This window comes from Lactimicrobium massiliense (assembly GCF_900343155.1).
Taxonomy (GTDB): Bacteria; Bacillota_I; Bacilli_A; order Erysipelotrichales; family Erysipelotrichaceae; genus Bulleidia; species Bulleidia massiliensis.
Genome location: NZ_OUNG01000001.1, coordinates 391420 through 413915, shown reverse-complemented (window position 1 = coordinate 413915; position 22496 = coordinate 391420). Strand labels below are relative to the sequence as shown.

General features: G+C 47.5%; 24 protein-coding genes and 1 tRNA gene. 18 read left to right on the top strand and 7 right to left on the bottom strand.

Translation table 11 applies throughout. The features are described 5' to 3' along the window. Positions 1-148: 148 nt before the first annotated feature. Positions 149-1453 carry an IS4 family transposase gene (locus tag DHU66_RS02025; RefSeq protein WP_108773886.1) on the bottom strand — a complete coding sequence of 435 codons (1305 nt, stop codon included), beginning with the start codon at positions 1451-1453 and terminating at the stop codon, positions 149-151. 203 nt (positions 1454-1656) lie between these two features. On the opposite strand from DHU66_RS02025, the gene DHU66_RS02020 reads away from it, so the two are divergent. From DHU66_RS02020 to DHU66_RS02000, 6 genes are all read left to right on the top strand, one after another. Beyond that, complete coding sequence (locus tag DHU66_RS02020) at positions 1657-1839, top strand: hypothetical protein (RefSeq protein WP_108774220.1); 183 nt, start codon at positions 1657-1659, stop codon at positions 1837-1839. Positions 1840-1880: 41 nt separating this feature from the next. Then, positions 1881-2138 carry a YdbC family protein gene (locus DHU66_RS02015; RefSeq protein WP_108774219.1) on the top strand — a complete coding sequence of 86 codons (258 nt, stop codon included), beginning with the start codon at positions 1881-1883 and terminating at the stop codon, positions 2136-2138. 77 nt (positions 2139-2215) lie between these two features. Beyond that, the gene (locus DHU66_RS12115) at positions 2216-2365 is read left to right on the top strand and encodes a hypothetical protein (RefSeq protein ID WP_167836212.1); all 150 of its coding nucleotides are present in this window, start codon (positions 2216-2218) and stop codon (positions 2363-2365) included. Positions 2366-2528: 163 nt separating this feature from the next. Next, entirely contained in the window at positions 2529-4154 is a 1626-nt protein-coding gene (locus DHU66_RS02010) for a peptide ABC transporter substrate-binding protein (RefSeq protein WP_108774218.1), read from the top strand. Positions 4155-4268: 114 nt separating this feature from the next. Further along, positions 4269-5216: an alpha-hydroxy-acid oxidizing protein gene (locus DHU66_RS02005; RefSeq protein ID WP_108774217.1), complete on the top strand. Its 948-nt coding sequence runs from the start codon at positions 4269-4271 to the stop codon at positions 5214-5216. 44 nt (positions 5217-5260) lie between these two features. Then, positions 5261-6622, top strand: a complete 1362-nt coding sequence (locus tag DHU66_RS02000; RefSeq protein ID WP_209451714.1) for an MATE family efflux transporter — start codon at positions 5261-5263, stop codon at positions 6620-6622. Between the two features lie 124 nt (positions 6623-6746). On the opposite strand, the gene DHU66_RS01995 is transcribed toward DHU66_RS02000, so the two are convergent. After that, entirely contained in the window at positions 6747-7433 is a 687-nt protein-coding gene (locus DHU66_RS01995) for a group II intron maturase-specific domain-containing protein (protein ID WP_280952615.1), read from the bottom strand. 211 nt (positions 7434-7644) lie between these two features. On the opposite strand from DHU66_RS01995, the gene DHU66_RS01990 reads away from it, so the two are divergent. The 3 genes from DHU66_RS01990 to DHU66_RS01980 are packed head-to-tail and all read left to right on the top strand — an operon-like array spanning position 7645 to position 10851. Continuing rightward, positions 7645-8871 (top strand): site-specific integrase, encoded by a 1227-nt coding sequence (locus tag DHU66_RS01990; RefSeq protein WP_108774214.1) that lies wholly within the window; start codon positions 7645-7647, stop codon positions 8869-8871. Between the two features lie 2 nt (positions 8872-8873). Then, complete coding sequence (locus DHU66_RS01985) at positions 8874-9857, top strand: tyrosine-type recombinase/integrase (protein ID WP_108774486.1); 984 nt, start codon at positions 8874-8876, stop codon at positions 9855-9857. Further along, positions 9838-10851 (top strand): site-specific integrase, encoded by a 1014-nt coding sequence (locus tag DHU66_RS01980; protein WP_108774213.1) that lies wholly within the window; start codon positions 9838-9840, stop codon positions 10849-10851. The genes DHU66_RS01985 and DHU66_RS01980 overlap by 20 nt, the downstream gene beginning before the upstream one ends. A gap of 72 nt (positions 10852-10923) precedes the next feature. Here the strand turns inward: DHU66_RS01980 and DHU66_RS01975 are convergent, their stop codons facing one another. From DHU66_RS01975 to DHU66_RS01965, 4 genes are all read right to left on the bottom strand, one after another. Then, a complete protein-coding gene (locus DHU66_RS01975) occupies positions 10924-11547 on the bottom strand; it encodes a reverse transcriptase domain-containing protein (protein ID WP_108774212.1) in 624 nt (207 codons plus the stop codon). A gap of 290 nt (positions 11548-11837) precedes the next feature. After that, the gene (locus tag DHU66_RS12510) at positions 11838-11966 is read right to left on the bottom strand and encodes a hypothetical protein (RefSeq protein ID WP_277634875.1); all 129 of its coding nucleotides are present in this window, start codon (positions 11964-11966) and stop codon (positions 11838-11840) included. A 167-nt stretch (positions 11967-12133) separates the two neighbouring features. Beyond that, a complete protein-coding gene (locus tag DHU66_RS01970) occupies positions 12134-12970 on the bottom strand; it encodes a putative manganese transporter (RefSeq protein WP_108774211.1) in 837 nt (278 codons plus the stop codon). Continuing rightward, positions 12958-14091 carry an FAD:protein FMN transferase gene (locus tag DHU66_RS01965; protein ID WP_108774210.1) on the bottom strand — a complete coding sequence of 378 codons (1134 nt, stop codon included), beginning with the start codon at positions 14089-14091 and terminating at the stop codon, positions 12958-12960. The genes DHU66_RS01970 and DHU66_RS01965 overlap by 13 nt, the downstream gene beginning before the upstream one ends. A 169-nt stretch (positions 14092-14260) precedes the next feature. On the opposite strand from DHU66_RS01965, the gene DHU66_RS01960 reads away from it, so the two are divergent. From DHU66_RS01960 to DHU66_RS01920, 9 genes are all read left to right on the top strand, one after another. Then, a complete protein-coding gene (locus DHU66_RS01960) occupies positions 14261-15565 on the top strand; it encodes an RnfABCDGE type electron transport complex subunit C (RefSeq protein ID WP_108774209.1) in 1305 nt (434 codons plus the stop codon). Then, positions 15562-17061, top strand: coding sequence for an RnfABCDGE type electron transport complex subunit D (locus tag DHU66_RS01955; protein WP_108774208.1), 1500 nt, complete (start codon positions 15562-15564; stop codon positions 17059-17061). Before DHU66_RS01960 ends, DHU66_RS01955 begins: the two co-directional genes overlap by 4 nt. A 14-nt stretch (positions 17062-17075) precedes the next feature. Next, entirely contained in the window at positions 17076-17606 is a 531-nt protein-coding gene (locus DHU66_RS01950) for an RnfABCDGE type electron transport complex subunit G (protein ID WP_108774207.1), read from the top strand. A gap of 12 nt (positions 17607-17618) precedes the next feature. Continuing rightward, the gene (gene rsxE, locus DHU66_RS01945) at positions 17619-18281 is read left to right on the top strand and encodes an electron transport complex subunit RsxE (protein ID WP_108774206.1); all 663 of its coding nucleotides are present in this window, start codon (positions 17619-17621) and stop codon (positions 18279-18281) included. Between the two features lie 3 nt (positions 18282-18284). Further along, positions 18285-18857 carry an electron transport complex protein RnfA gene (locus DHU66_RS01940; RefSeq protein WP_108774205.1) on the top strand — a complete coding sequence of 191 codons (573 nt, stop codon included), beginning with the start codon at positions 18285-18287 and terminating at the stop codon, positions 18855-18857. Positions 18858-18860: 3 nt separating this feature from the next. Next, positions 18861-19067, top strand: a complete 207-nt coding sequence (locus DHU66_RS01935; protein ID WP_108774204.1) for a hypothetical protein — start codon at positions 18861-18863, stop codon at positions 19065-19067. After that, entirely contained in the window at positions 19054-19341 is a 288-nt protein-coding gene (locus tag DHU66_RS01930; RefSeq protein ID WP_425349060.1) for a (Fe-S)-binding protein, read from the top strand. Before DHU66_RS01935 ends, DHU66_RS01930 begins: the two co-directional genes overlap by 14 nt. Before the next feature lie 66 nt (positions 19342-19407). Beyond that, positions 19408-21465: a CocE/NonD family hydrolase gene (locus tag DHU66_RS01925; protein WP_108774203.1), complete on the top strand. Its 2058-nt coding sequence runs from the start codon at positions 19408-19410 to the stop codon at positions 21463-21465. 44 nt (positions 21466-21509) lie between these two features. Continuing rightward, positions 21510-22247, top strand: a complete 738-nt coding sequence (locus DHU66_RS01920; protein WP_108774202.1) for a CpaB family protein — start codon at positions 21510-21512, stop codon at positions 22245-22247. Positions 22248-22284: 37 nt separating this feature from the next. On the opposite strand, the gene DHU66_RS01915 is transcribed toward DHU66_RS01920, so the two are convergent. After that, a tRNA-His gene (locus DHU66_RS01915) sits at positions 22285-22361 on the bottom strand. Positions 22362-22496: the final 135 nt, after the last annotated feature.

The following is a 22496-nucleotide window of genomic DNA, read 5'->3' as shown; positions in this document are numbered from 1 at the left end:
GTTATTCTTCAGGACTCAGCTTCTTTTTTGCTCAGCTCTTAGAGGACAATCCAGAGGTTCTCGAAAAGAAGGCATGACGAAAACATCTTTTGAGCAATCTGTCACTTTATCATTGAATCCAAAGGCTGACCTCGTATAATGAAGTTGCTTAGGCAGCTCTATAGAGTGACAGTCTTGCGGGTTGTGACTTTATATTGCGCTTGAACTTTCTTCCTGGTCGTACGGGACTCAGGAAGTTTTTTATTCTGTCTATGAATGCTTTTGTCGTAATAAGCTTCTTCAGGAATAATCGCGCATTCGTAACGGCAGGCTTAAAAGCAATCTGATACGTCCATTTTCTGCCATCCTTTTCTACCGGCACAGCATTGATCAGAAGCTGGGTGTAGTTGTACATGATGAGAGCGGCATAGATTTCCTGTCTTGCGTTTTTCTGCTTGATTGAATTGAAGTAAACCATGTTTGTATCGTATTTCAAGTGGCGGAATGCACCTTCAATCTCCCAGCGCATATGGTAAAGTTCCTTAAGCTCAGTGATGGAAAATTCATCTTTGGGCAGATTCGTAACCAGGCACTCATAAGTACCGTCCGTGATTTTGAAACGGGCGACACGGAAAGTCATATTGTAGAACGGATGATCAAAATCCAGATAACTGAAATTTACGTTTGATGGCAGGAATACGTATTTCTGCTTGTTTTGCTTGATCTCTTTCGTCTGGCTTCTTGTCAATATACGAGTGATATCTCGATCGAATTCTTCATCTGGCAGATCAATGGCAGATAAGATCCCGCTGCTGAATATATCCTTTATACGAATGGCGAAGTGAATGCTGTTTTCAAGCATATAGGCAAGCAGCTCATAGCTTTCGTAGCCGCGGTCAGCAGTAATAATCGTTTTGGCTGGCAGATCATGGGCTTTAAGCATATCAAGCAGAGCGCCTTTCTCATGAGACTTCTGTTTCGTATCTATCATAGCGTCTGTATATACGCGATTCAGAACGTCATACAGAGCATTGAGATGAAGCTGATTGTAGCCCTGGCTGTTCTCATCATTCTTCAGAAATGTCTCTGGATCATCAGGGTTATAAGGGATACGTACATCTGATCCATCACAAGCGAATACACGATAGCCTTTGAAGAATCTGGTTCCAGGAATGTTTTCAGTCATTAAGTGCATTACTCTTTCAAGAGCTTCGGGATCGAGCTTTGAACGCTGCTGGCAGAAAGCCGAAGCAGACGGCGGGACTTTGGAAACAAAGAAATCAGAGAGTTCCTGGTTTAATGCCTTGGCCTGTTTCTGGATAAGGAAGCGAATCAGAATACCAGCGGGCAGTGCACGTATCCGAGTGAAGTCAACACCTGGCTGCGTACAATAGCAGCTTATATTTTGCTCGACCATATCAATGGCCTTGGCTAAAATGTCATCTACGCACTTAACAGAATCAATGGAAATCATAATGAATTTTTCCTCCTACAATTTCCTTCGGATTGTGTAAAAAAGGCTGATTTTTGGCTGTCAAGTGTTTTTTAGAAAATCATCCAAAAAAATACGGACCTTTTGGCCATCAAAAAAAACGCCTTGTATTCTTACAAAATACAAAGCGTTTCAATCATCAAGCCCTAACTTAATGACATTGGCATCTGGAGGAGCCTTTTGGCATGGTGTACTCTGGCTTTGACGATCACATGCTGCAGAAATATATCAAAGATTCTGCGGTCCTGTATGAGGGAAAGGATCCTGCTTCCTTCCTGATTTCCCGCATGGGTGCTGTCATTGGATCTTATGCCGGCAATGATGGCATTGGCTTTGCTTTCTTTGCCAAAGGTATTGCATCCAGATGATGCAGGCATGTATCATGTGAGAAAACACAGGAGGGATTATCATGGCGGACAGTGAGTTTCATTATGATATTGAGCAGTCTTTTGGGACTGTAAGTAAGAAAGAGGCCAGAACCGGCAGTGTGTATACAAAAGAATTAAATCTGATCAGCTACAATGACGGGGAACCGGTGTATGATCTGCGCAACTGGTCAAAGATGAGTGATGGCACCCGCCGCATGGGGAAGGGCATTACGTTTACGCTGGATGAGCTGAAAGAGCTGAAGAACTTGCTGAATGATATGCAGGATCTGGAAGACTGAGCATCACATTTGCAAGTGAAGGAATCAACTGCTAACATATCATCGTAAGCATTCAAGCGTTACAGAAAGGAAATAGAATGATGAATCGTAAGAGTGACGTTTTTGTTGTTACTTACGAGACACAGAATTCTGTTGTCCATGCCTATATGTCTGAAGTTGATTTCCACGTATTGAAAAATCTGGAACATAATGGTCAGATCAGAATCATGGACCACAAAGTATTCTGAGTCTTGCAAGCTAGGATGGCCTTCGGGCCATCTTTTTTAATTGCAACAATTTACATTTTATTCGAAAATAATGCCATCCTTCTTACAGAAACATCTTGCATTTTCTTGAGGCCGTGCTTTGGGAAGACTACACTTTCGCTCATAGAAAGAGAGGGAAAGTATTATGCATGCAAGAAGTATTGGTTTTCTAGGCCTGACTGCCGCACTGCTGGCATCCTGCGGCACGGCGGCGGCCACGCCATCGTCTGCCTCAACATCCAGCAGTTCCAGTCTTGTGACAATTGCGGTGGATGCGGACCTGAATACGATGGACTATGAAACAGCAACCGATGGTACATCCTTTGTCATGCAGGGCTTATGTGAGTCAGGCCTGACAGAGCGTGATGAAAACGGGGAAGCCCAGCCGGATCTGGCAGAGAGCTGGGATATTTCGAATGATGGCAAGACCTATACATTCCATCTGCGGGATGGTATCAAGTGGTCCAATGGCGATCCCGTCACGGCTGCTGATTTTGTTTATGGCTGGCAGCGGCTTGTGGATCCTGATACCGCATCGGAATATAACTTCATTGCTTCGGCGATCCATGTTGAAAATGCAGATGAAGTCATTGCCGGTACACTGCCGGTCAGTGAACTTGGTGTAGAAGCCACCGATGATCAGACGTTTGTCGTACATCTGAGCCTGCCGTGTTCCTTCATGCTTTCACTGATGAGTTTCCCGTCTTTCTTCCCGCTGAACCAGAAATTCTATGAATCTGAGGGTGACAATTATGCCCAGAGTGTGGATGACCTGCTGTATTGCGGGCCATATACAATGACCGACTGGGAAACGGGCAACCAGTATACCTTTACCAAGAATCCCGATTACTGGGGCAAAGATACGATCTATACAGATCAGATCCGCATCCGCTTCCTGCAGGATACGCAGTCTGCACTGCTGGAATATCAGAGCGGCAATATTGACTTTGTGACATTGACAAGTGAACAGGTAGATGCCATGAAGAATGAAGCTGGCTTTACAACCAGAATGCAGGGCTCTTCCTGGAGACTTGCGTTTAACTTCACGGATGAACGCTTCCAGAACAAGGATCTGCGTGAAGCCATTTCCAAGGCTATTGACCGCACAAGCATTACCGATAATGTATTGAAGGATGGTTCTGTGGCAGCCCAGGGATTTATTCCCCAGCAGTTTGCTTCGGGACCGGATGGCACATACTTCCGTGATACGGCCGGTGATCTGATCAGCGAAGATGTAGCAGAAGCACAGGCCGCCTATGCAAGGGCAAAGGAAGCCCTTGGCGGGGATGTGAGCATTACGCTGCTGTATGATGACTCTGAGGAGTGCAAGGCCGTGGCTGAAAACCTGCAGTCACAGCTGCAGACAAATCTGCCTGGTCTGACAGTTTCCCTTGACAGCAGGCCCAAGAAGACAAGACTGCAGCTGATGAACAGCAATGACTATGAGATCGGCCTGACCAGATGGGGACCTGACTATGATGATCCACAGACCTTCCTGGATCTGTACAAGTCCAATTCTCCAGGGTATACCGGTTCCTATTTCAACAGTGAATATGATGCGCTGCTTGATCAGGCAGAAACCGGGGAAGATGCGGCAGATTCCCAAGCACGCTGGAATGATCTGATCGCGGCTGAGAAAGTGCTTCTGGATGATTATGCCTGTGTGCCGATCTATCAGAACGGCGGTGCCCTGATGATCAATCCGAAGGTGAGCGGCTATATCCTGACGGTCAGTACAACAAGCTACCGCCACGTCAAGAAAGAAGCCTGAGTACAGCAGAATATGATAAGAGAACCCCGAAGCCTGTGATGCAGCGGCGGGGTTTTCTTGTGGCAGAACAAAGTGAAACAGGGCTACAATGAAGCTGAACAGGAGGAGTAAAAGATGAGTGAAGAGAAATGGCCGGGACCCAAGGGACTGATTCCGGTAACGGATGGCAGAGAGGATGATGCCAATGTGCATAACCGGCGTTATCTGGATCATATGCTGGTAGAGATGCGGGTGATTGACAGCGTCAAGCCGGATCTGCATACAAAGATCTTTGGCCGTACGTATGATACGCCGCTGATGATGCCTGCCTTTTCACATTTGAATAAAGTTGGTGAAAATGGCCATATGCCGATGGAGGCATATGCGCTTGCTGCAAAGCAATTGCATATGCTGAACTGGGTCGGCATGGAATCAGATGAAACCTTTGCGCGCATCATGGAAACAGGTGCCGATACGGTGCGGATTATCAAGCCTTTTGCGGATCATGATACGATCCTGGAACAGATTGATTTTGCCTGTGATCAGGGGGCCGTTGCGGTTGGCGTCGACATTGATCACATTGCCGGCAAAGATGGCGGCTATGATGTCGTGGATGGCATGCCTTTAGGTCCGGTATACTTTGCGGATCTGAAGGAATACTGCCAGCACAGTGCCGTGCCGTTTGTGGCAAAAGGCGTGCTGAGTGTGACGGATGCTGTGAAAGCCAAAGAAGCTGGCTGTGCTGCGATTGTGGTTTCCCACCACCACGGCCGCATTCCGTGCGGTATGCCTCCGGCGGCGATGCTCAAAGACATTAAAAAAGCACTGGCGGGCAGCGGGGTTGCCATCTTCTGTGACTGCGGCCTTGCAAGCGGCTATGACTGCTACAAGACGCTTGCCCTTGGTGCGGATGCGGTATCGCTTGGCAGAGTGATTCTGAAACCACTGCTGCAGGAGGGTGCAGACGGTGTGATCCGCACTGTCAGACAGTTGAATAACGAGCTGTCAGAAATGATGATGTATACATGTGTTCCGGATACATCCAGTTTTGATGACAGTGTGCTGTATGAAAAACAACTGTAATAAAAAAATCACAGAACGGTAAAATTCTGGTTATAATTGCACCCATGGAACAAGATGCAGAACAGCAATATAACCGGATGGTCAAGACCCCGGTATCAAAACTGATCTTATCACTGAGTATCCCGACCATTGTTTCCATGCTGGTCACCAACATCTACAACATGGCGGATACCTACTTTGTTGGCACGATCAGCACCAGCGCTTCCGGTGCCACCGGCATTGTGTTTGGCCTGATGGCCATCCTGCAGGCCTTTGGCTTCATGTTCGGCCATGGGGCCGGATCCAACATTTCCCGCCGATTGGGTGCCAGAGATATTGAAGGAGCCAGACAGTACAGTGCTGTCAGTTTCTATCTTTCCATCTTTGCAGGATTGATCATCATGGCACTTGGCATGGCATTCATCAATCCGTTTATGCGGTTGCTTGGCTCAACGGAAACAATCCTGCCTTATGCCCGCACCTATGCATTCTATATCCTGATTGCCGGACCGGCATTTACATCCAGCTGTGTCATGAATAACATCCTGCGCTATGAGGGCAAAGCCTTCTATGCCATGGTCGGCCTGACGACCGGCGGTATTCTGAATATCTTTGGTGATGCCCTGCTGATCCGTGTTTTCCATATGGGTATCGCCGGTGCCGGTCTTTCCACAGCAGTCTCCCAATACATCAGCGCCGTAATTCTGCTGCTGCCATATCTGCAGGGCAAAACACAGAGCCGCATGGGCTGGTCTTACTTCAAGCCGACCCGCGAAGTTACTTCCAATATTATTGCGGTTGGTATGCCGTCTTTGATGCGCCAGGGACTGAACTCGGTATCCATGATGGTATTGAATACATGTGCAGGCGGCTATGGAGATGCCGCCGTAGCGGCGATCTCCATCGTCAACCGCATCATGAATTTCCTGCTGTGTGTATCCATTGGCATCGGCCAGGGCTTCCAGCCTGTATCGGCATTCAACTATGGTGCCAGAATCTATTCCCGCGTAAAGAACGGCTTCCTGTTTGGCTTACTGCTGGGAACTGTCATCATGGCAGTCCTTGGCTTTGCCGGCATGTTTGCCGGTGCCCAGATGGTTGCCTTCTTCCGCAACGACCCGGAAGTCATTGAAATCGGTATCCATGCCATGCACAGGCAGTGCCTGGCCCTGTGGCTGGAACCACTGTCTGTCTTTGGCAACATGCTGTTCCAGTCCATTGGCAAAGCCAAAGTGGCAACTTTCCTTGCCGCTCTTCGCAGCGGCCTGGTCATGATTCCGGCGGTGCTGCTGTTAACAGCTCTGTTTGGCTTAAGCGGACTGGAGAGTGCACAGGCCGTATCACAAGTCATTTCAGCACTGGTTTCACTGCCGTTCATTGTAGCTATCCTGCATCATCTGCCTGCCGATGGCACGTATTCCTATTAAATAGGATAGTAAGTGATCAGATTAGAATCGAGTAGGAGGATGAGAGCGTGAGCTCTCATCTTTTTTTTCCTCTCACACCACCGGAGAAGCCGTTCGGCGTCCGGCGGTTCGAAACACCAACAAATTACAACACTGTTACATGTACCAAGGTAAAATACTCTTCCGAGCTGATCAATCCGGCCTCTCTTTTCAAGAGGTCATTGGTAATCCAGCGACTTAGGAATAGTCCCGAGGCATAGATTCCTTTACGCGTATTGGCATAACGCCATGCCCAGTATGTTTTCATACCAAGTGCGTACAGGTGGTTAGCCCGGTTTCTGACCGTTTTCCACTGTTTCCAGTAGATCATCCGGATATGCAGCCGTACCCAGCTGTCAATCTTTTTCAGGGCCGTCTTCATGTTACACAGACGATAGTAATTGACCCATCCCCGTACAACCTGATTTATTTTGGTTATCCTCTGGTCCATCGGAATGTTATATTTCCTTGTTAACAGCGGCACCAGCTTGTATTCCAGCTTCTTCAATGATTTGATATGCGGCTTAGGTCTCCACTTTCCATCTTTGAAGTAAAAGGAATGTCCAAGATATTTGATTTGGTTAGGCCGTGCTACTTTTGTTTTCGCTGCATTAACCTGTACGCGAAGACGTTTTTCGAGCCAGTTTGTTACCGACTTCATCACTCTGTTGGCTGCTGCTTCACTTCTGACACAGATGATGCAGTCATCTGCGTATCTGGTAAAGTGCAGACCTCTGGATTCAAGTTCCTTGTCGAATTCATTCAGATAGACATTTGCCAGCAGTGGAGAAATCGGAGATCCTTATGTAGAGTATTGCATTATGCCGAGTTAACCGGATTATATCCGTGTTATCTCCCACCACTGTTCTGATTATCTCCACATAATACTGATCCCTCTTCTTTCATTATGACTCTGCAAAAGGCTGACTATAAGACTTATAATGAACCGATTTTCTATCTATCTTGATATTGAAGATGCCACATCTTAGAAAGGAGAATCGGACATGAGGCTGGAAGAAATAACGGCAGGTTTAATACAGTTACTCAACAAAAATAACTACAATCCAGTAACCATTCAGTTTTACCAGCGTGAATGGACTAAGATTGGATCTTTCCTCAATGAGACATATGGCGATACTTCATTCGACATTGAGAAGGGTCTACGTTACCTTGAAAAGCAGTATGGTTTGAAAACACGATATAACGACGGAACACTATCACAACAGCGTGTGCAGCTGTTACGCGTTGTCAATATGCTTGAAGATTACAGGATTTATCAAGTTCTCACACGTCGATATTACGCATCACACAATCCAATACAGATCTGTAAAGAACATCTGGAGATTTACAATGGTTATCTGACATATTTGAAATCGGGCGAACTGTCTAAATGCACTGTAAAGCATTATGAATGTACGGCAACGGAATTTCTGGACTATCTAAATCAAAAAGATGTTTATGATCTGAGCGGCTTGAATCTTGAGCTTTGTAATCTGTATATCCACACTTTTGCGGGCTTAAGCTATAAATCGGTTGAACAAAAGATTTGCGGATTACGACATTTCCTTAGATATTTGATCAGCCAACAAATACTCACTGAAGATATACCCTCGATGATTCATATGGCGCCGATTTCAAAAAGCGCAAAAATCCCTTCCGCCTGGACGCTTGATGAAATCAAGCGATTGATTAGTGTCATTGATCGTTCAAGCCCTATTGGTAAAAGGAATTATGCAATGATCCTGATTGCATGCGTTTTGGGCTTCCGTGTAGGGGACATCAAAGATCTTAGATTCAGTAACTTTGATTGGGAGTCCAAAACACTTAATATCATTCAAAACAAAACACATAAACCATTGACACTGCCTATTCCTGAACCTGTTGGCTGGGCAGTTATTGACTATATCCAGAATGGCAGACCCAAATACGATGGTTCTGATTATGTTTTCATCAAGCACATGCCTCCCTTCGACCATTTCCCAGATAATGATCATTTAAGCAATGTCATATTTCAATACATGAATAAGGCTGGAATCCGCAGGGACAAGAATAAACATTCTGGTTTTCATTCTCTCAGGCACTCGGCAGGAACTATGTTATTGGAAATGGGTACCCCACTTCCTGTTATTTCTGAAGTCCTTGGCCATTCCGATATGGATGTCACAGGCGTTTATCTGAAAACGGATCTGAAGAGATTGGCGGAATGCGTATTAGCGCCACCGGGGTTGTGAGTATGACCGACATTAAATATAAGAGTGTATTCCACGATGAATTTCGTGATCTTGTCAGCTTAAAACAGGCCTTGGGTTTCTCATATAAAACTGAGAAACTTGGCTTTAGACGAATTGATCGTTTTCTGATAGAAAACGGTGTTACGGAAAAAGTCATCACGAGAGAAATCTCTGATGAGTGGTGCAGAAAACGCAGTTGGGAAACCAGTTCCAATCAAGCTTCAAGAATCAGCCAGTTCAGAGTGTTCTGTACTTATCTGGACAGTATACATATACCTGCATATATTCCGAGAAAAGGTTTAACTCGCCATTCTCCAAAATATGATGCGCATATCTATAGCGATGACGAATTGAAGAGATTTTTCAATGCAGTGGATCTAAGTCAATCGGTACCTGCTGAATGTCCGTACCGTGCGCAGGTAATGCCGGTGTTTTTCCGGATACTCTACACAAGCGGACTCCGTGTTTCAGAACTGAGATTGGCGAAGATTTGTGACTTTAACCTTACTGATGGATATTTGACTGTTCGGATGGCTAAGAACCACAAAGATCGTATCGTCCCAATACATCCCTCATTAGTTCAGAAATGTATTGAGTTAAAAAATGCGATTCATTTGAATTCCCCTGAGGATGAATATTTCTTCATGATCCGTCCTGGTCGGGAAATGAAACTGAATAACATTTATCATAATTTCCGGCGGTATCTTGACAAAGCTGGAATTCCGCACACCGGTAAAGGGCCGCGTGTACATGATTTTCGGCATACTTATTGTGTAAATCTGTTAAGAAAATGGGTAGAAGAAGAAAAAGATTTATTGGCTTTCCTTCCATATATGCGGACTATGCTTGGGCATGAAACATTCGAGGAGACAGCTTATTATCTTAAACTTACTGCCGCGTCATTTCCTGCAATCAGAGAAAGTCTTTCCAGATCATTTCCCAACATCATTGAGGAGGTGACCTTCAGTGACAAAGAATACTACTGATTTCGCAGGGTTGGTTACTGACTATCTGACCAATTATCTTCCTCTGCAGAGGAATTATTCTCATAACACTGTATGCAGTTATAAGGACGCACTTAAGCTACTTGTCAGATTTATCATGGAGGAGAAAAGTCTTAGCTGGTCAGATTTTAAGATGAATGATTTCAATCGCTCATTGATGATCGAGTATCTTGAGTGGCTGCGCAGTAACGGATCAGGTATATCTACAACCAACCAAAGGCTTGCGGCGCTGAAATCATTCGCAGATTACGCAGGACTTGAAAACGTTGAATATCTCAGTAATCTGCAGACTGTGATAACCATCAAGCAGACAAAGACAACAAGCAGGGAGATTAAATACCTCACAGTCGAACAGGTTTCGAAGCTGATCAATTTGCCGGATATTAACAAACCTACTGGATTGAGACATAGAGCTGTTCTTACACTTCTTTACGACAGTGGATGTCGTGTCCAAGAATTATGTGATATTCAGTTACGGGATATACATCTGGGAAGTAATCCAACATTACGTCTGCACGGAAAGGGTGATAAATATAGAACTGTTGTGATATCTGATAACACCGGTGAACTGGTTTCTGAATATATTTCACGCCAAAGAAGATTTGCGCCAAGCGATAGTCCTCTTATTGTCAATCGTGAAAAAGGTAAGATGAGCAGAGACGGAATCAGTTATATCGTTGAAAAGTATTCTGCAGAAATACGTAAGAGCGATCCGTCATTTCCGGAAAATGTTCATCCGCATGTATTACGTCACAGTAAAGCTATGCATATGTTGGCTGCTGGTATAAACATCGTATATATCCGGGATTTTCTGGGTCACGAAGATATTTCCACAACTATGATTTATGCACGTACAGATAATCGGCTCAAGACAGAAGCGATTACTAAACTTGCACCGAAAGTGGCAGGAGAATCTGTATTCGGTGACTGGTCGCAGAACCAGGATCTCCTGGATTTCCTCAACAGTTTCAAATAGCATTACGCAGAGTCAGAAAACTTATATGACGCATAAATTGAATACTGAATAGAATTAACTCCGCATAATATCTCACTCTACATAAGGCGGTTTATGCCGAGCTCCACATAAACCGCCCTGTGCGGTTCCTTTCCGTGTCTCTTCAAAGCTGCCTTCTATCAGAACGCCTCCCTGCAGGAATCGTCTGATGAGTGATTCAGTGTCCGGATCTTTAATAACGTTGTGTACCAGAATCATCAATATATCCTGATTGACGTTATCAAAGAACTTTGAAAGGTCTAGGTCGACAATCCAGTCATAGCCATCGTTCATATATTCGAGTGCTTTCAGGATTGCCTGCTTGGCCCTTCTTCCTGGTCGGAACCCATAGCTGCTGTCTGAGAATGTACGATCAAAGATTGGTGACAGAACCTGTGTTACTGCTTGTTCGATCCGCCTGTCTTTGACTGCCGGCACACCCAGATTTCTCTTCGAGCCATCATCCTTCGGAATTTCCACACGCTTGACTGGCAGTGGTCTGTAATGTCTGTGCCGGATAAGTTCCCGCACTTCATCTTTATGAAGCCCGATATATTCCGGCAATCGGCTTACAGGCATACGGTCAATACCTGCAGATCCCTTGTTAATCATAACCTTGCGACTGGCTTCTTCCAGATTTCTATCTGAAAGAATCAGCTCCAGTAACTGTGATGCCATTTGTCTGCTTCTCCTTTCCGTCGCTGTCTCGTCTCTGGTCTTAACGGACTTTATCCGAGCTCACAGACCATTCAGAGAGATTTGACTACATTCATGAAATGAAGCTGGTGATTCGTTCGGCCCTTTGCTCCATCCCCATTGCGGGATTTCTTCACTACTACGGCCTCTGCTGACTTCTCATCGTTCGTTGTTACTGCTACTTACCTGCATGATGTTCTTCACCTCGGCTTTCGTCGATGAGACCTCCCCGAAGAAGGCGTGATAACTTTCCTCCCATCCAGCCTCCGGATTTACTGCTTTGCCATATTCAGCGGCTTGGACTTCTCTTTGTTCTGGAAGATCGTCCAGACTGACAGCCTTATATCCGGTTTCTGTACGTAGGCCCGGGATTTTGCCACACGGTTAGTATGTTCCCGCATCCGGCTTCCTTCCGTTGACACCTCACGATGTCCACGTTGCCTTTGGCTAGCGCTTTGAATCATGCCGCTATACATGCGCAAGGGACTTTCACCCTCGAGTTATCACCCATGTCGGGTGTACAGAAAAGAGCATTGTCATACCTGTAAACAAGGTGACAATGCTCTTTTTAAAACAGATGCAGGATGATGCCGGTCACAAACGATACCGCCCAGACATAGCCAACAATCCTCAAGTTGTTCTTCATGTTGGGATTGACCCGGAACAATACCATCATGCCAACGCCGGCATTGGCAAGCAGACCTGCGGCAACGGCCGCAAACGGGATCATCTGATCCAGATACATCTGCGTCAATAACAGGGAAGATGCACAGTTTGGAATCATGCCGATCAGTGTGCATACAAGCACGGAGCGGCTGGGATACCGGGAGACAAAGGCACGCAGGGTATCCATGCCGATGAGATCAACAGCACCGTTGAGCAGTAATGTGATGACAAACAGCCAGATCGTGATGGTCAGTGTATGCATAATGGCTGAGTGCAGGATGCCATGCTCGCAGTCACAGTGCTCTCTCTGGCAGAAAGACTCAACATCGATATTGCTGTGCCGGCTGAACAGATCGGCCAGATAGCCGGCAATGATGGCAGTGATGACCTTGACTGCAAGCAGGGGCAGAATCTTGTCTGCCGGGGCATGGGAAGAGATCATCAGCGGCAGCATTTCATCGCTGGTGGAAAGATAGACGGCAGCCAATGTGCCGGCCGAGATCACACCAGTTGCGTACAGGCTGCTGGCTGCTGAAGAAAAGCCGCATTCTGGTACGATACCAAACAGGGCACCTGCCAATGGCGCAATTTTCCGGTGGCCTTCCAGAAAGTGTTCAAACTTCTTTCCGGTTTCATGTTCCATCCATTCCAGCACAAGGTAGGTAACAAACAGGAACGGAATGATCTTGGCAACATCTGAGATGGTGTCAAGCAGGATTGCTTTGATTACTGCTCCCATGTAATCACTCCATCCAGGCCGTCTGTCCAGGCAATGTAGAAACCCATGTGGTCTTTGCCATTCTTGGCTTCGACCTTTTTATCTTCTGACATGACCCAGATCGCATCGGCATGATTGCCGGTAGCCTGTTCGTATTCATCCAGCACCTTCTGGCCATCTTCCATGGACAGGGTGAACAGCGTCGTGCTCAAACAGTCCGCAGCGCTGGAATCTTTGGTAATAATGGAAACGGAACGGTAGCGGTCAGCAGGATAGTTTGTTTCAGGATCAATGATGTGATGGTACTTCTTGCCATCCGTGGCTACATAGTAGCGTTCATAATCACCTGATGTCACAAAGGACCAGCTGCCGGTTTCAGAGACAATGATCAGCTTGTCTTCGCCATCCGGATTCTGAATGCGTACCCGCCATGGGGATCCATCCGGCTTGGCATTGATGGTGCGGTTGTTGCCGCCGGCATTAATCGCAATCGTACCGATGTTGTCTTCCGAGGCAAGCTTCTGGGCAATCTTTTCCGTAGCATACCCCTTGGCAATACCGCCGACATCAATGGACACCGACGCATCCGTTATATATACGGTATTGGCAGAATCATCGATCACGACCTTGTCCCATCCTTTATGAGATGCAGCCTCACTGAGCTCTGCATCCGTCGGCAGGGGACCCTGCTTGTTTTCCTCATTCAGGGTGATGCCATTTTCACGATATGTATGCCATACATTGAGCAAAGCACCCATGGTGATGTCAAACTCGCCATCACTCCACGTATAGAACTGCTTCGCTTCCTCCAGCATGGCAATGATCTCAGGATCCACCGTAACCGGGGCAATGCCGGCATTGTCATTTACGGTCTTGAGGTTGTTCATGCCAGCGTAGTTGTTATAGATATCGAACAGATCGTTGTAGTGCGTAAACAGGCTGACGGCTTCATTGAAGTGTGCTTCCGAGGCATCCTTGTCCTGGTTGTATTCCTGGTAGTAGAAAACTGTGTCAAAGCCGGCATCGGTAGAGACGTTGGAATACAGGGGAACGTCACTGCTGGCAGTGCTGGCTGTTTTGGATGTCGAACATCCGCACAGAACCAGGGAAGCCAGACCGGCCGCAAGCAATATTTTTTTCATAGCGTAGGGATTATAGCATGTTTTCAGCGATGTCTGAATGAATATGAATAATGGGTAAAGTATGTGGAAATTGTGGGAGAAGGTTACAACAGGAGGTGCATTGTCTATTTGACAATTTGCTAATAATGCTATAATGTTCACGATTGTTTAAGGGAAAGGAACTGAGGATATGTCACTGTTTACAGGACCGATGCATCGTCATCTGGATGGACATAAGGATTTGACACTGACTGCAGAAGTCAACAGATCCATTGACCCGGATGTGATTTACATTCCGCTGGTCAACGGCAATGCGCCGTGTGCGCCTTGCGTGAAAGTCGGAGATGACGTCAAAGTCGGAACGAAGGTTGCTGAACGCAATGATCACTTTTATCTGCCTCTTTTCTCTTCCGTTTCCGGTACGGTAACGGGAATTGAGAAGCGTATGACCTCTGGTCTTACGATGGCAGACCATCTTGTGATTCAGAATGATCACAAGCATACGGCTGAAAAGCCGTTTGCACCGCTCGATTATGAGAAGGCTTCCTGGGAGGAGCTGCAGGCATTCTGCAAGAATGCCGGTATGCTTGGCCTTGGAGGTGCGGGCTTCCCGACATACGTAAAGTATGCTGATCCGAAGAACGTCGAGCAGCTGATCATCAATGCGGTTGAGTGTGAGCCTTACCTGACTGCAGATTATAAGAATATTGAAGCAAACATGGATCTTCTCAAGACCGGTGTTCTTGCTTTCTGGAAGCTGGCCAAGGCCAAGAAGGCATGCGTTGCCATCAAGGAAGACAAGGTCAAGCAGATCGCTGCTCTGAAGCAGACATTTGAGGGTACTGGTGTTGAGATCCGGATTGTACCGAATGTGTATCCGATGGGCTGGGAGAGAACCCTGGTCTATGAGGTTACAGGACGCCGTTATGACAAGCTGCCGATTCAGGCTGGCTGCATTGTGAACAATGCAACAACAGCGATTGCCTTTGGCAATGCGCTGACCAACGGCATGCCGATCACACACAAGTATGTGACGGTATCCGGTGATGGTGTCGGCCATCCGCAGAATGTCTATGTACCGGTTGGTACAACTGCCCATGACATCATTGATGCCTGCGGCGGTTATACGGCTGATGATGTGTATCTGATTGCCGGCGGACCAATGATGGGCCGCACAATCACCAAGGATGAGTTCTCTATTGCACCGCAGAACAATGGTCTTACCGTTCTGATTAACAAGCCTGAGGATGAGGTCGCCTGCCTGCGCTGCGGCAGATGCACCGAGAGCTGCCCGGCTGGTCTGGAACCTGTTCAGATCGCTGCAGCTGCCAAGGGCAGAGACATGGAGGCTTTAAACAAGCTGCATACGATGGACTGCATTGAGTGTGGTCTTTGCAGCTATGTATGTCCTTCCAAGATTGCTGTGACGGAGAATGTCCGCACAGGCAAGAGACTGATCATGATGCAGATGAAAAAGGCAGGTGCTAAAAAATGAAACTTTCGTTCCATGCGTCTCCGAACTACAGAGACAGCAAGTCAACATCTGAGATCATGCGCGATCTCACGGTATGCCTGCTTGCGGTTCTGCTGTTCTCAATTGTTTACTATGGCGTCTTTTATGGCGTGAACTATGGTGTCAGAGTTGCCTGCATGGCATTGACTGGCGTTGCGGCGGCAATGATCACCGAGGCTCTCTGGTTCAAGGCTGTACACAAGGATGTCAGATCATCTCTGGCTCATTCCTATGGATGGGTGACAGCCCTGATCATGGTGCTGATCTCCAAGATCACAGTTTCCTACTATGCCATTGCAGTAGCTACTATCTTTGCCATCATCTTTGGCAAGATGGTCTTCGGCGGCTTCGGCCAGAACATCTTTAATCCGGCTGCCTTTGGAGAAGCCATCATCATGAATGGCTTTGCAAGCTCCACAAATGCTGACTTCACAACAACCGCCACACCGATGGCAACCATCAAGAGTGCAGGCTGGGTCATGAAAGGATCTGATTTCTCTTCCTTCATGGCACAGTATGGCGGCTTCGGCAAGATGTTCCTGGGCTACTACCCAAGTGTGATCGGCTCGACAAGTACACTGCTGATCATCCTGTGCTACATCTTCCTTGTTGTCCGTGAAGATATCAACTGGAGAACACCGCTTGTCTATGTCGGCTCCATCGTCGTCATTTCGCTGATTGCAGCTGCGATCAATGGCAATGCCATGGGTACAGTTCTGCTCAACGTACTGGCTGGCGGCACACTGTTTGGCGCTGTCTTCATGCTGACAGATCCGGTCACATCACCTGTGACGATTCCGGGCAAGTACATGTTTGCGGTTGGGGCTGCGGCACTGACCTGCATCATCCGCTGGCGTGCAAATCTGCCGGATGGCGTTCTGTATTCCATCCTGCTGATGAACATGCTGACACCGGCTATTGACCGTGCATGTGCAGGCAGCCAGATCAAGGATGCCAAGAAGATTGCCAGAACAACACTGATTGTCAGCGGCATCTGCCTGGTAATTGCCATTGCTATGGGTGCTACTGTCAAGCCGGCTGCTTCTGAAAGTACAGAATCTGCCGCTTCCACATCTGCATCAACAAGTTCAAGCACTGCAGCAGCTTCTGCCTCTGCTTCGGATACCGGCATTGCCCTGAATGGTGATTTCAAGGACAATGAAGCAACCTGTGAAGAGCAGTCCGATGGCGTTTATGCCTGCAAGGCAAAGGGCTTCGGTCTGATCAACAACATGGGCGGCAATTATTCTGAGAATGAGGCAACCATTACCGTCAAGGACGGCAAGATTGTTTCGGTTGAAGTAACCAAGTTCGGCGACACAAAGGGTGTCGGCGATGCGGCTGTTGCCGATGATGCCCTGGCTGCTTACAAGGGACTGGGTGCTGATGACAGCGTAGATGCCACAACTGGTGCAACCTATACTTCAACATCCATTGCTTCTATGGCTGCAGCTGCACTGGCGGCTGCCGGAAAGTGAGGAGGTAGAACCCAATGAAGAACAAGGACTCAAGTACCTATAAGATGATCCTGCTCGGCATTGTATGTGCTGTGTGCGGACTTCTGCTTTCTGTAGCCAACTCTCTGACAGCACCGGTCATTGCCGAAAACAAGATCGCTGCCATCAAGTCTTCTCTGCAGGAATTCTATCCGGATTCAGACTTCGAGGATGTGACTGACAAGTATCTGGCTCAGGATGAGACCGGTCTGATCGACAATGTCTATGCGACAACCGACAATTCCGGCTACATCTTCAAGTGCCATGGCATTGGTTATAACTCCAATGGTCTGACCTTCCTGATCGGCTTCAACACAGATGGTTCCGTTTCCGGCTTCAAGGCTCTGGAACAGAATGAAACCAACGGTGTTGGTTCCAAGTACTTCGATGATGACAATGTGAAGAAAGTGGAAAGCATCAAGATCGGCGATGATATTCCGATGATTTCCGGTGCTACACTGACATCTACTGCTGTCAAGAACGGCATTCTCGCTGCCGAAGATCTGTTCAACAAGATCAATGGATAAGGAGGCTGAATCATGAGTGAAAAGAACACTGAGAAAAAAGAAAGCTTTATCCATAAGCTTCTGACACAGAACCCTGTATTCGGCCTGTATCTTGGCATCTGCTCCACACTTGCCATCACCACAAGCCTGAACAACGCACTGGGCATGGGCATCGCCGTTATGGTTGTCTTAACCCTGTCCAACATGCTTGTTTCCATGGTGCGCAACATCACACCGGATGATATTCATATTCCGGTTTACATTGCCATCATCGCAACGCTGGTTACCGTCATTGAAATGTTCATGCATGCGTACACAGAATCTCTGTACACAGCACTGGGAGCATTCCTTGACCTGATCGTTGTTAACTGCATTATCCTGGGACGTGCTGAGGCATTTGCCTGCAAGAACCCGGTTGGTGCTTCCGCAAAGGATGGCCTGATGATGGGCTTTGCCTACACATGCTCACTGCTTGCCATGAGTCTGATCAGACAGATCCTTGGCACTGGCGTACTGTCACTGTCCAACCCGTTCACAAACCAGGTGATCTTCTCCCTGAGACTGATTCCAAAGGGATATGAGATCAGCATCCTGACAGCACAGACCGGCGCATTCTTCACATTTGCCTGCCTGGCTGCTGCCATTGCCATTTACAAAGAGAGCTCCAGCAAGGAATCCAAAGGAAAGAAGGACTGACAAATGAATCTGTTTACACTGTTCATCAGCGGCATGCTGATTAATAACATCATCCTGACAAAGTTCCTTGGCATGTGCCCGTTCATGGGTGTCTCCACCAAGCTGGATTCTGCTATTGGCATGGGCGCCGCTGTGATCTTCGTCATCTTCTGTGCATCCGTACTGTCATGGGCTCTGTACTATGGCGTACTGGTTCCGCTGGGACTGGAATACATGGAGCTGATCTGCTTCATCCTGCTGATTGCTGCATTCGTTCAGCTGGTTGAAATGTTCATCAAGAAGAAGGCTCCGGCTCTGTATAAGTCTCTTGGTATCTATCTGCCTCTGATCACGACAAACTGCACCGTGCTCTATGTCGCAATGGATAACATTACACAGAAGTATACGCTGGCTGAAACCATGGTGAACTCCATCGCTGTACCGGCAGGCTTCATGCTAATGCTGGTCATCTTCGCCACCATCCGTACAAGACTTGCAACCAATGATCTTCCGAAAGCATTCAGAGGCAACCCGATTGCCTTCGTCTGCGCTGGTATCATGGCTCTTGCCTTCAGTGCTTTGGCAGGTTTGGTTTAATTCATGAAATACGTGTATGCGGTTCTGATTGTTGTTGCACTGTTTGCTCTGGTGATCTGGAGCTACCGTGCCAACAAGCGGACACCTGTTCCGAAGGGATGCGAGAATCTGCATCCGGACTGCAAAGCCTGCGGTCTGACGGACTGTGAGCTCCGCAGCAACGTTTTAAACAAGATTGAGGAGGAACTGAAGAAAGATGGAAATTCTTAAGGCATTCTTGCTGATGGTGATCCTTGGTGCAGTCATCGGCTTATTCCTTGGCATTGCCGGCAACAAGCTGGCTGTCAAAGAGGACACAAGAGTTGCAGATCTGCTTGCCATGCTGCCTGGTTACAACTGCGGCGGCTGCGGAAACCCTGGCTGCTCCGGCATGGCCGAGGCACTTGTTTCCGGCAAGTCCCATATCGAAGACTGCAAGCCTTGCAAGCCTGATCAGCGCACAAAGATCAAGGAATACATGAAGGAACACGATCTGGCTGCATAAGTCAGATGAAGATCTGTCAGTGAACTGGCAGATCTTTTTTGTTACCATAGAAGTGAGGTGAAACAAATGAAACCAGTATTTGAAAACGGTGAAGCGATGCCCGTCTTTCCTTTTACCGATGGCAGAAAGGAAGGGTATACAAACGCAGACAGCGATATCATCCGCTTCTGTGTTTATGTTGAAACAGACTATGACACAGACATGGATGGCAGAAGAGACCGTGTCAAGGCACTCGTACAGGTACCCCGTTCTGCTTTGGAAGGGGATTACAAGGCACCGGTGATCTATGAGGCAAGACCTTACATTGCCGGGACAAGAGCAGATTCCTATGAAGCGATGAAGCGCTTTGCACAAAAGACAGTCAAACCAATGGATTTCAAGCGCAGCAGTCCTGCCCCAGTCATTCCGTCTGATGAAATCACCAGTCTTGTCCATGCGCAGAATGCCAGACAGTCTGACTGGTACTATGAGGATCCCTTATCCAAAGGCACCATGTGCTATGAGGATCTTGACTGGTATGACAGCTATCTGGCGCGCGGCTATGCGGTGGTATGCTGTGCAGGCCTGGGCACCCGCGGCTCTGCTGGCTTTAATGGCTGCGGCATGTATGAAGAAAAGATGGCATTTGCCAGTGTCATTCAATGGCTTCATGGTGACCGTACTGCCTATACAACATTGACATCTGATATTGCTGTAAAGCCGGAATGGTGCAGCGGCCTTGTCGGTATGACGGGACGCTCCTATGGCGGTACGATGCCATATGCCATTGCCTGTGAGGGAATAGAGGGATTAAAAACGATTGTGCCGGTTGCTGGCATTGCCGACTGGTATTCCTTCCTCAACCAGCAGGGCGCACAGCGCTACTGGCCAAAGGAGATGACCTCTGCCTGGCTGGATCTTTACTGCATGTCCTCTCTTGATGATCTTACAAAACAGAGCCGCAGAGAAAAAGCGGAACAGTTCTTTGACTGGCGTATCCGCAAACAGGCAGAAAACGGCTTTGACTATGGGCCATACTGGGAAGAGTCCAACTACTATGAGCACAGTGATCAGCTGAACTGTTCGGCATTGATCATTCATGGCCTTAATGATGAAAATGTCTCGACCAAACAGGCAGAGATGATGTACGACTCTTTCAAAAAGCACAATCTGCCGGTATCCATGATTCTGCACCAGGGCCATCATATGACCCCGGATATGCCGGCAGGACACTATGGCATGCGTATTGACGGCATGGTATACGATGATCTTGTCAATGCATGGTTTTCCCGGGAACTCTTTGGCACCAAAGTCAGGCAGTTTCCGGATCTTTTGGTACAGAACTGTCATGATGGAAACAGATGGGATACCTATCCGGAATACTTTTCAAAAAAACATACGATCCTGGAAAGTGAACATGCTGGAAACATTCTGATTTCCACAGATTTTGACAAAGAGGACATCACGGCAGACAACTATGAAGAAAAGCTGTGTCTGGATCACAGCAATACGGCAGTGCGTCTGATCAGTGATGAACTTTTGGAAGATGTTTTCCTCAAAGGCTCTGCGCGTGTCTCATTTGCCGCAGCACTTGACGATCTGAATCCTGCCTTTGCAGAGAATGTCAGCGATGCAGATCAGCGTACATTTCATCTTGGCAAAGACAGACTGACATGTGATGATCTCAAGCTGACCGTGATGCTGGCAGATGTATGCGAGCAGCCATTTGACAGCTATGGCTGCCATGATGCACCGCGTACAGAAGTAGAGACATCTCTTGTCAGAAAAGATGGCATTGCACTGGGCGGTGGTTTTGTGCTGGACGAGAAGAAGCTTGTGCCAACCCATAAATGCTTTAAAGTCTTTGCAAGAGGATATCTGGATCTATGCAATCCGGATGCTGGCTACCTGCCTTCCTCTGCTGCGGGACATATCACCTTGAAATCAGGTGAAATGCATCGCTATACAGCCTGGCTGAATCCGGATGTGTATACAGTCGAAAAGCATCACCATCTTGCTGTGCTGATTGCCACCGAAGATCCATGCACGACACTTGTGCACAAGGACTATCAGGTACTTGTGGATGCGGCCAGCATCCATGTTGATCTGCCTGGAAAAAATGGAAAAACAATGATGCTGAAATAGGGGAATCTGTCCTTTCTGCGGCCATACAAGAGCAGGAGGACAGTATGAAACTCTGGAAGAAAATGGTATTGACGATCGGCTGTGCTGCCATGCTTGTGATGCTTTGTGTCTTTGGCATCCGTATTTATGCGGCCCGGCAGATCAATCTTGTTTCCACATGGATGGCAGCTCATGACATTGCCCCGCGCACAAAGATCGAAGAGGATGATCTTATCAGTATCAAAGTGCCATCAGCTTATCTCAGTGATGCGGCTGTGATGAAGAAAGAAGAGATCATCGGCCGCTATACGGACCTGCAGGGTAAAATCCCGGCAGGCTCTTTGTTTTACCGTTCGATGCTGTATGAGGAGGCAGATCTGCCTGATCTGCCGGCTTTACTGCTGAAAGATGGCCAGGCGGTCTATTCTCTGCCTGTAGATCAGAGTGATGCCAATGGCCTGGCATCCGGGCAGAGAGTCAATGTCCATGCGGCCATTGAGCGCCGGGATGGTCCGCCATTAACGGGTGCACTCATTCAGAATGCCCGCATCCTGACGATCAAAGACCATAATGGTCTGTTGATTGAGGACCCGAAAAGCAGCCATATTCCGTATCTTCTGACTTTGGCTGTTGATGTAAAGGATATTGATCTATTGTCACTGGCAGAAACAGTGGGGAAGCTGCGTTTGTATGCCGGCAGTGATAATGCCTATCATAGCGAGATGGAGGCCGCCAGGGCAGACAGTGCTGCCTGCAGCTATCTGTTATCGATGCTGGAAACTGCGGATATTCAGGAAAACTAAAAAGAAGAATGGCTCATCACCATTCTTCTTCACACAATGGGGCGACTACAGGGACTCGAACCCTGGGGTGCTGGAGCCACAATCCAGTGTGTTAACCAACTTCACCATAGCCGCCATGCGCAGGTAATATGATACCTGATGCAGTCGTTTCATGCAAGCATTATTTTTTCAACAGGGACCATGCGGCAGAAAATGCAATCTGTCTATCAAAAATAGGCGAGAGCACTACGTCTGAAAAGCCGCAGCCGC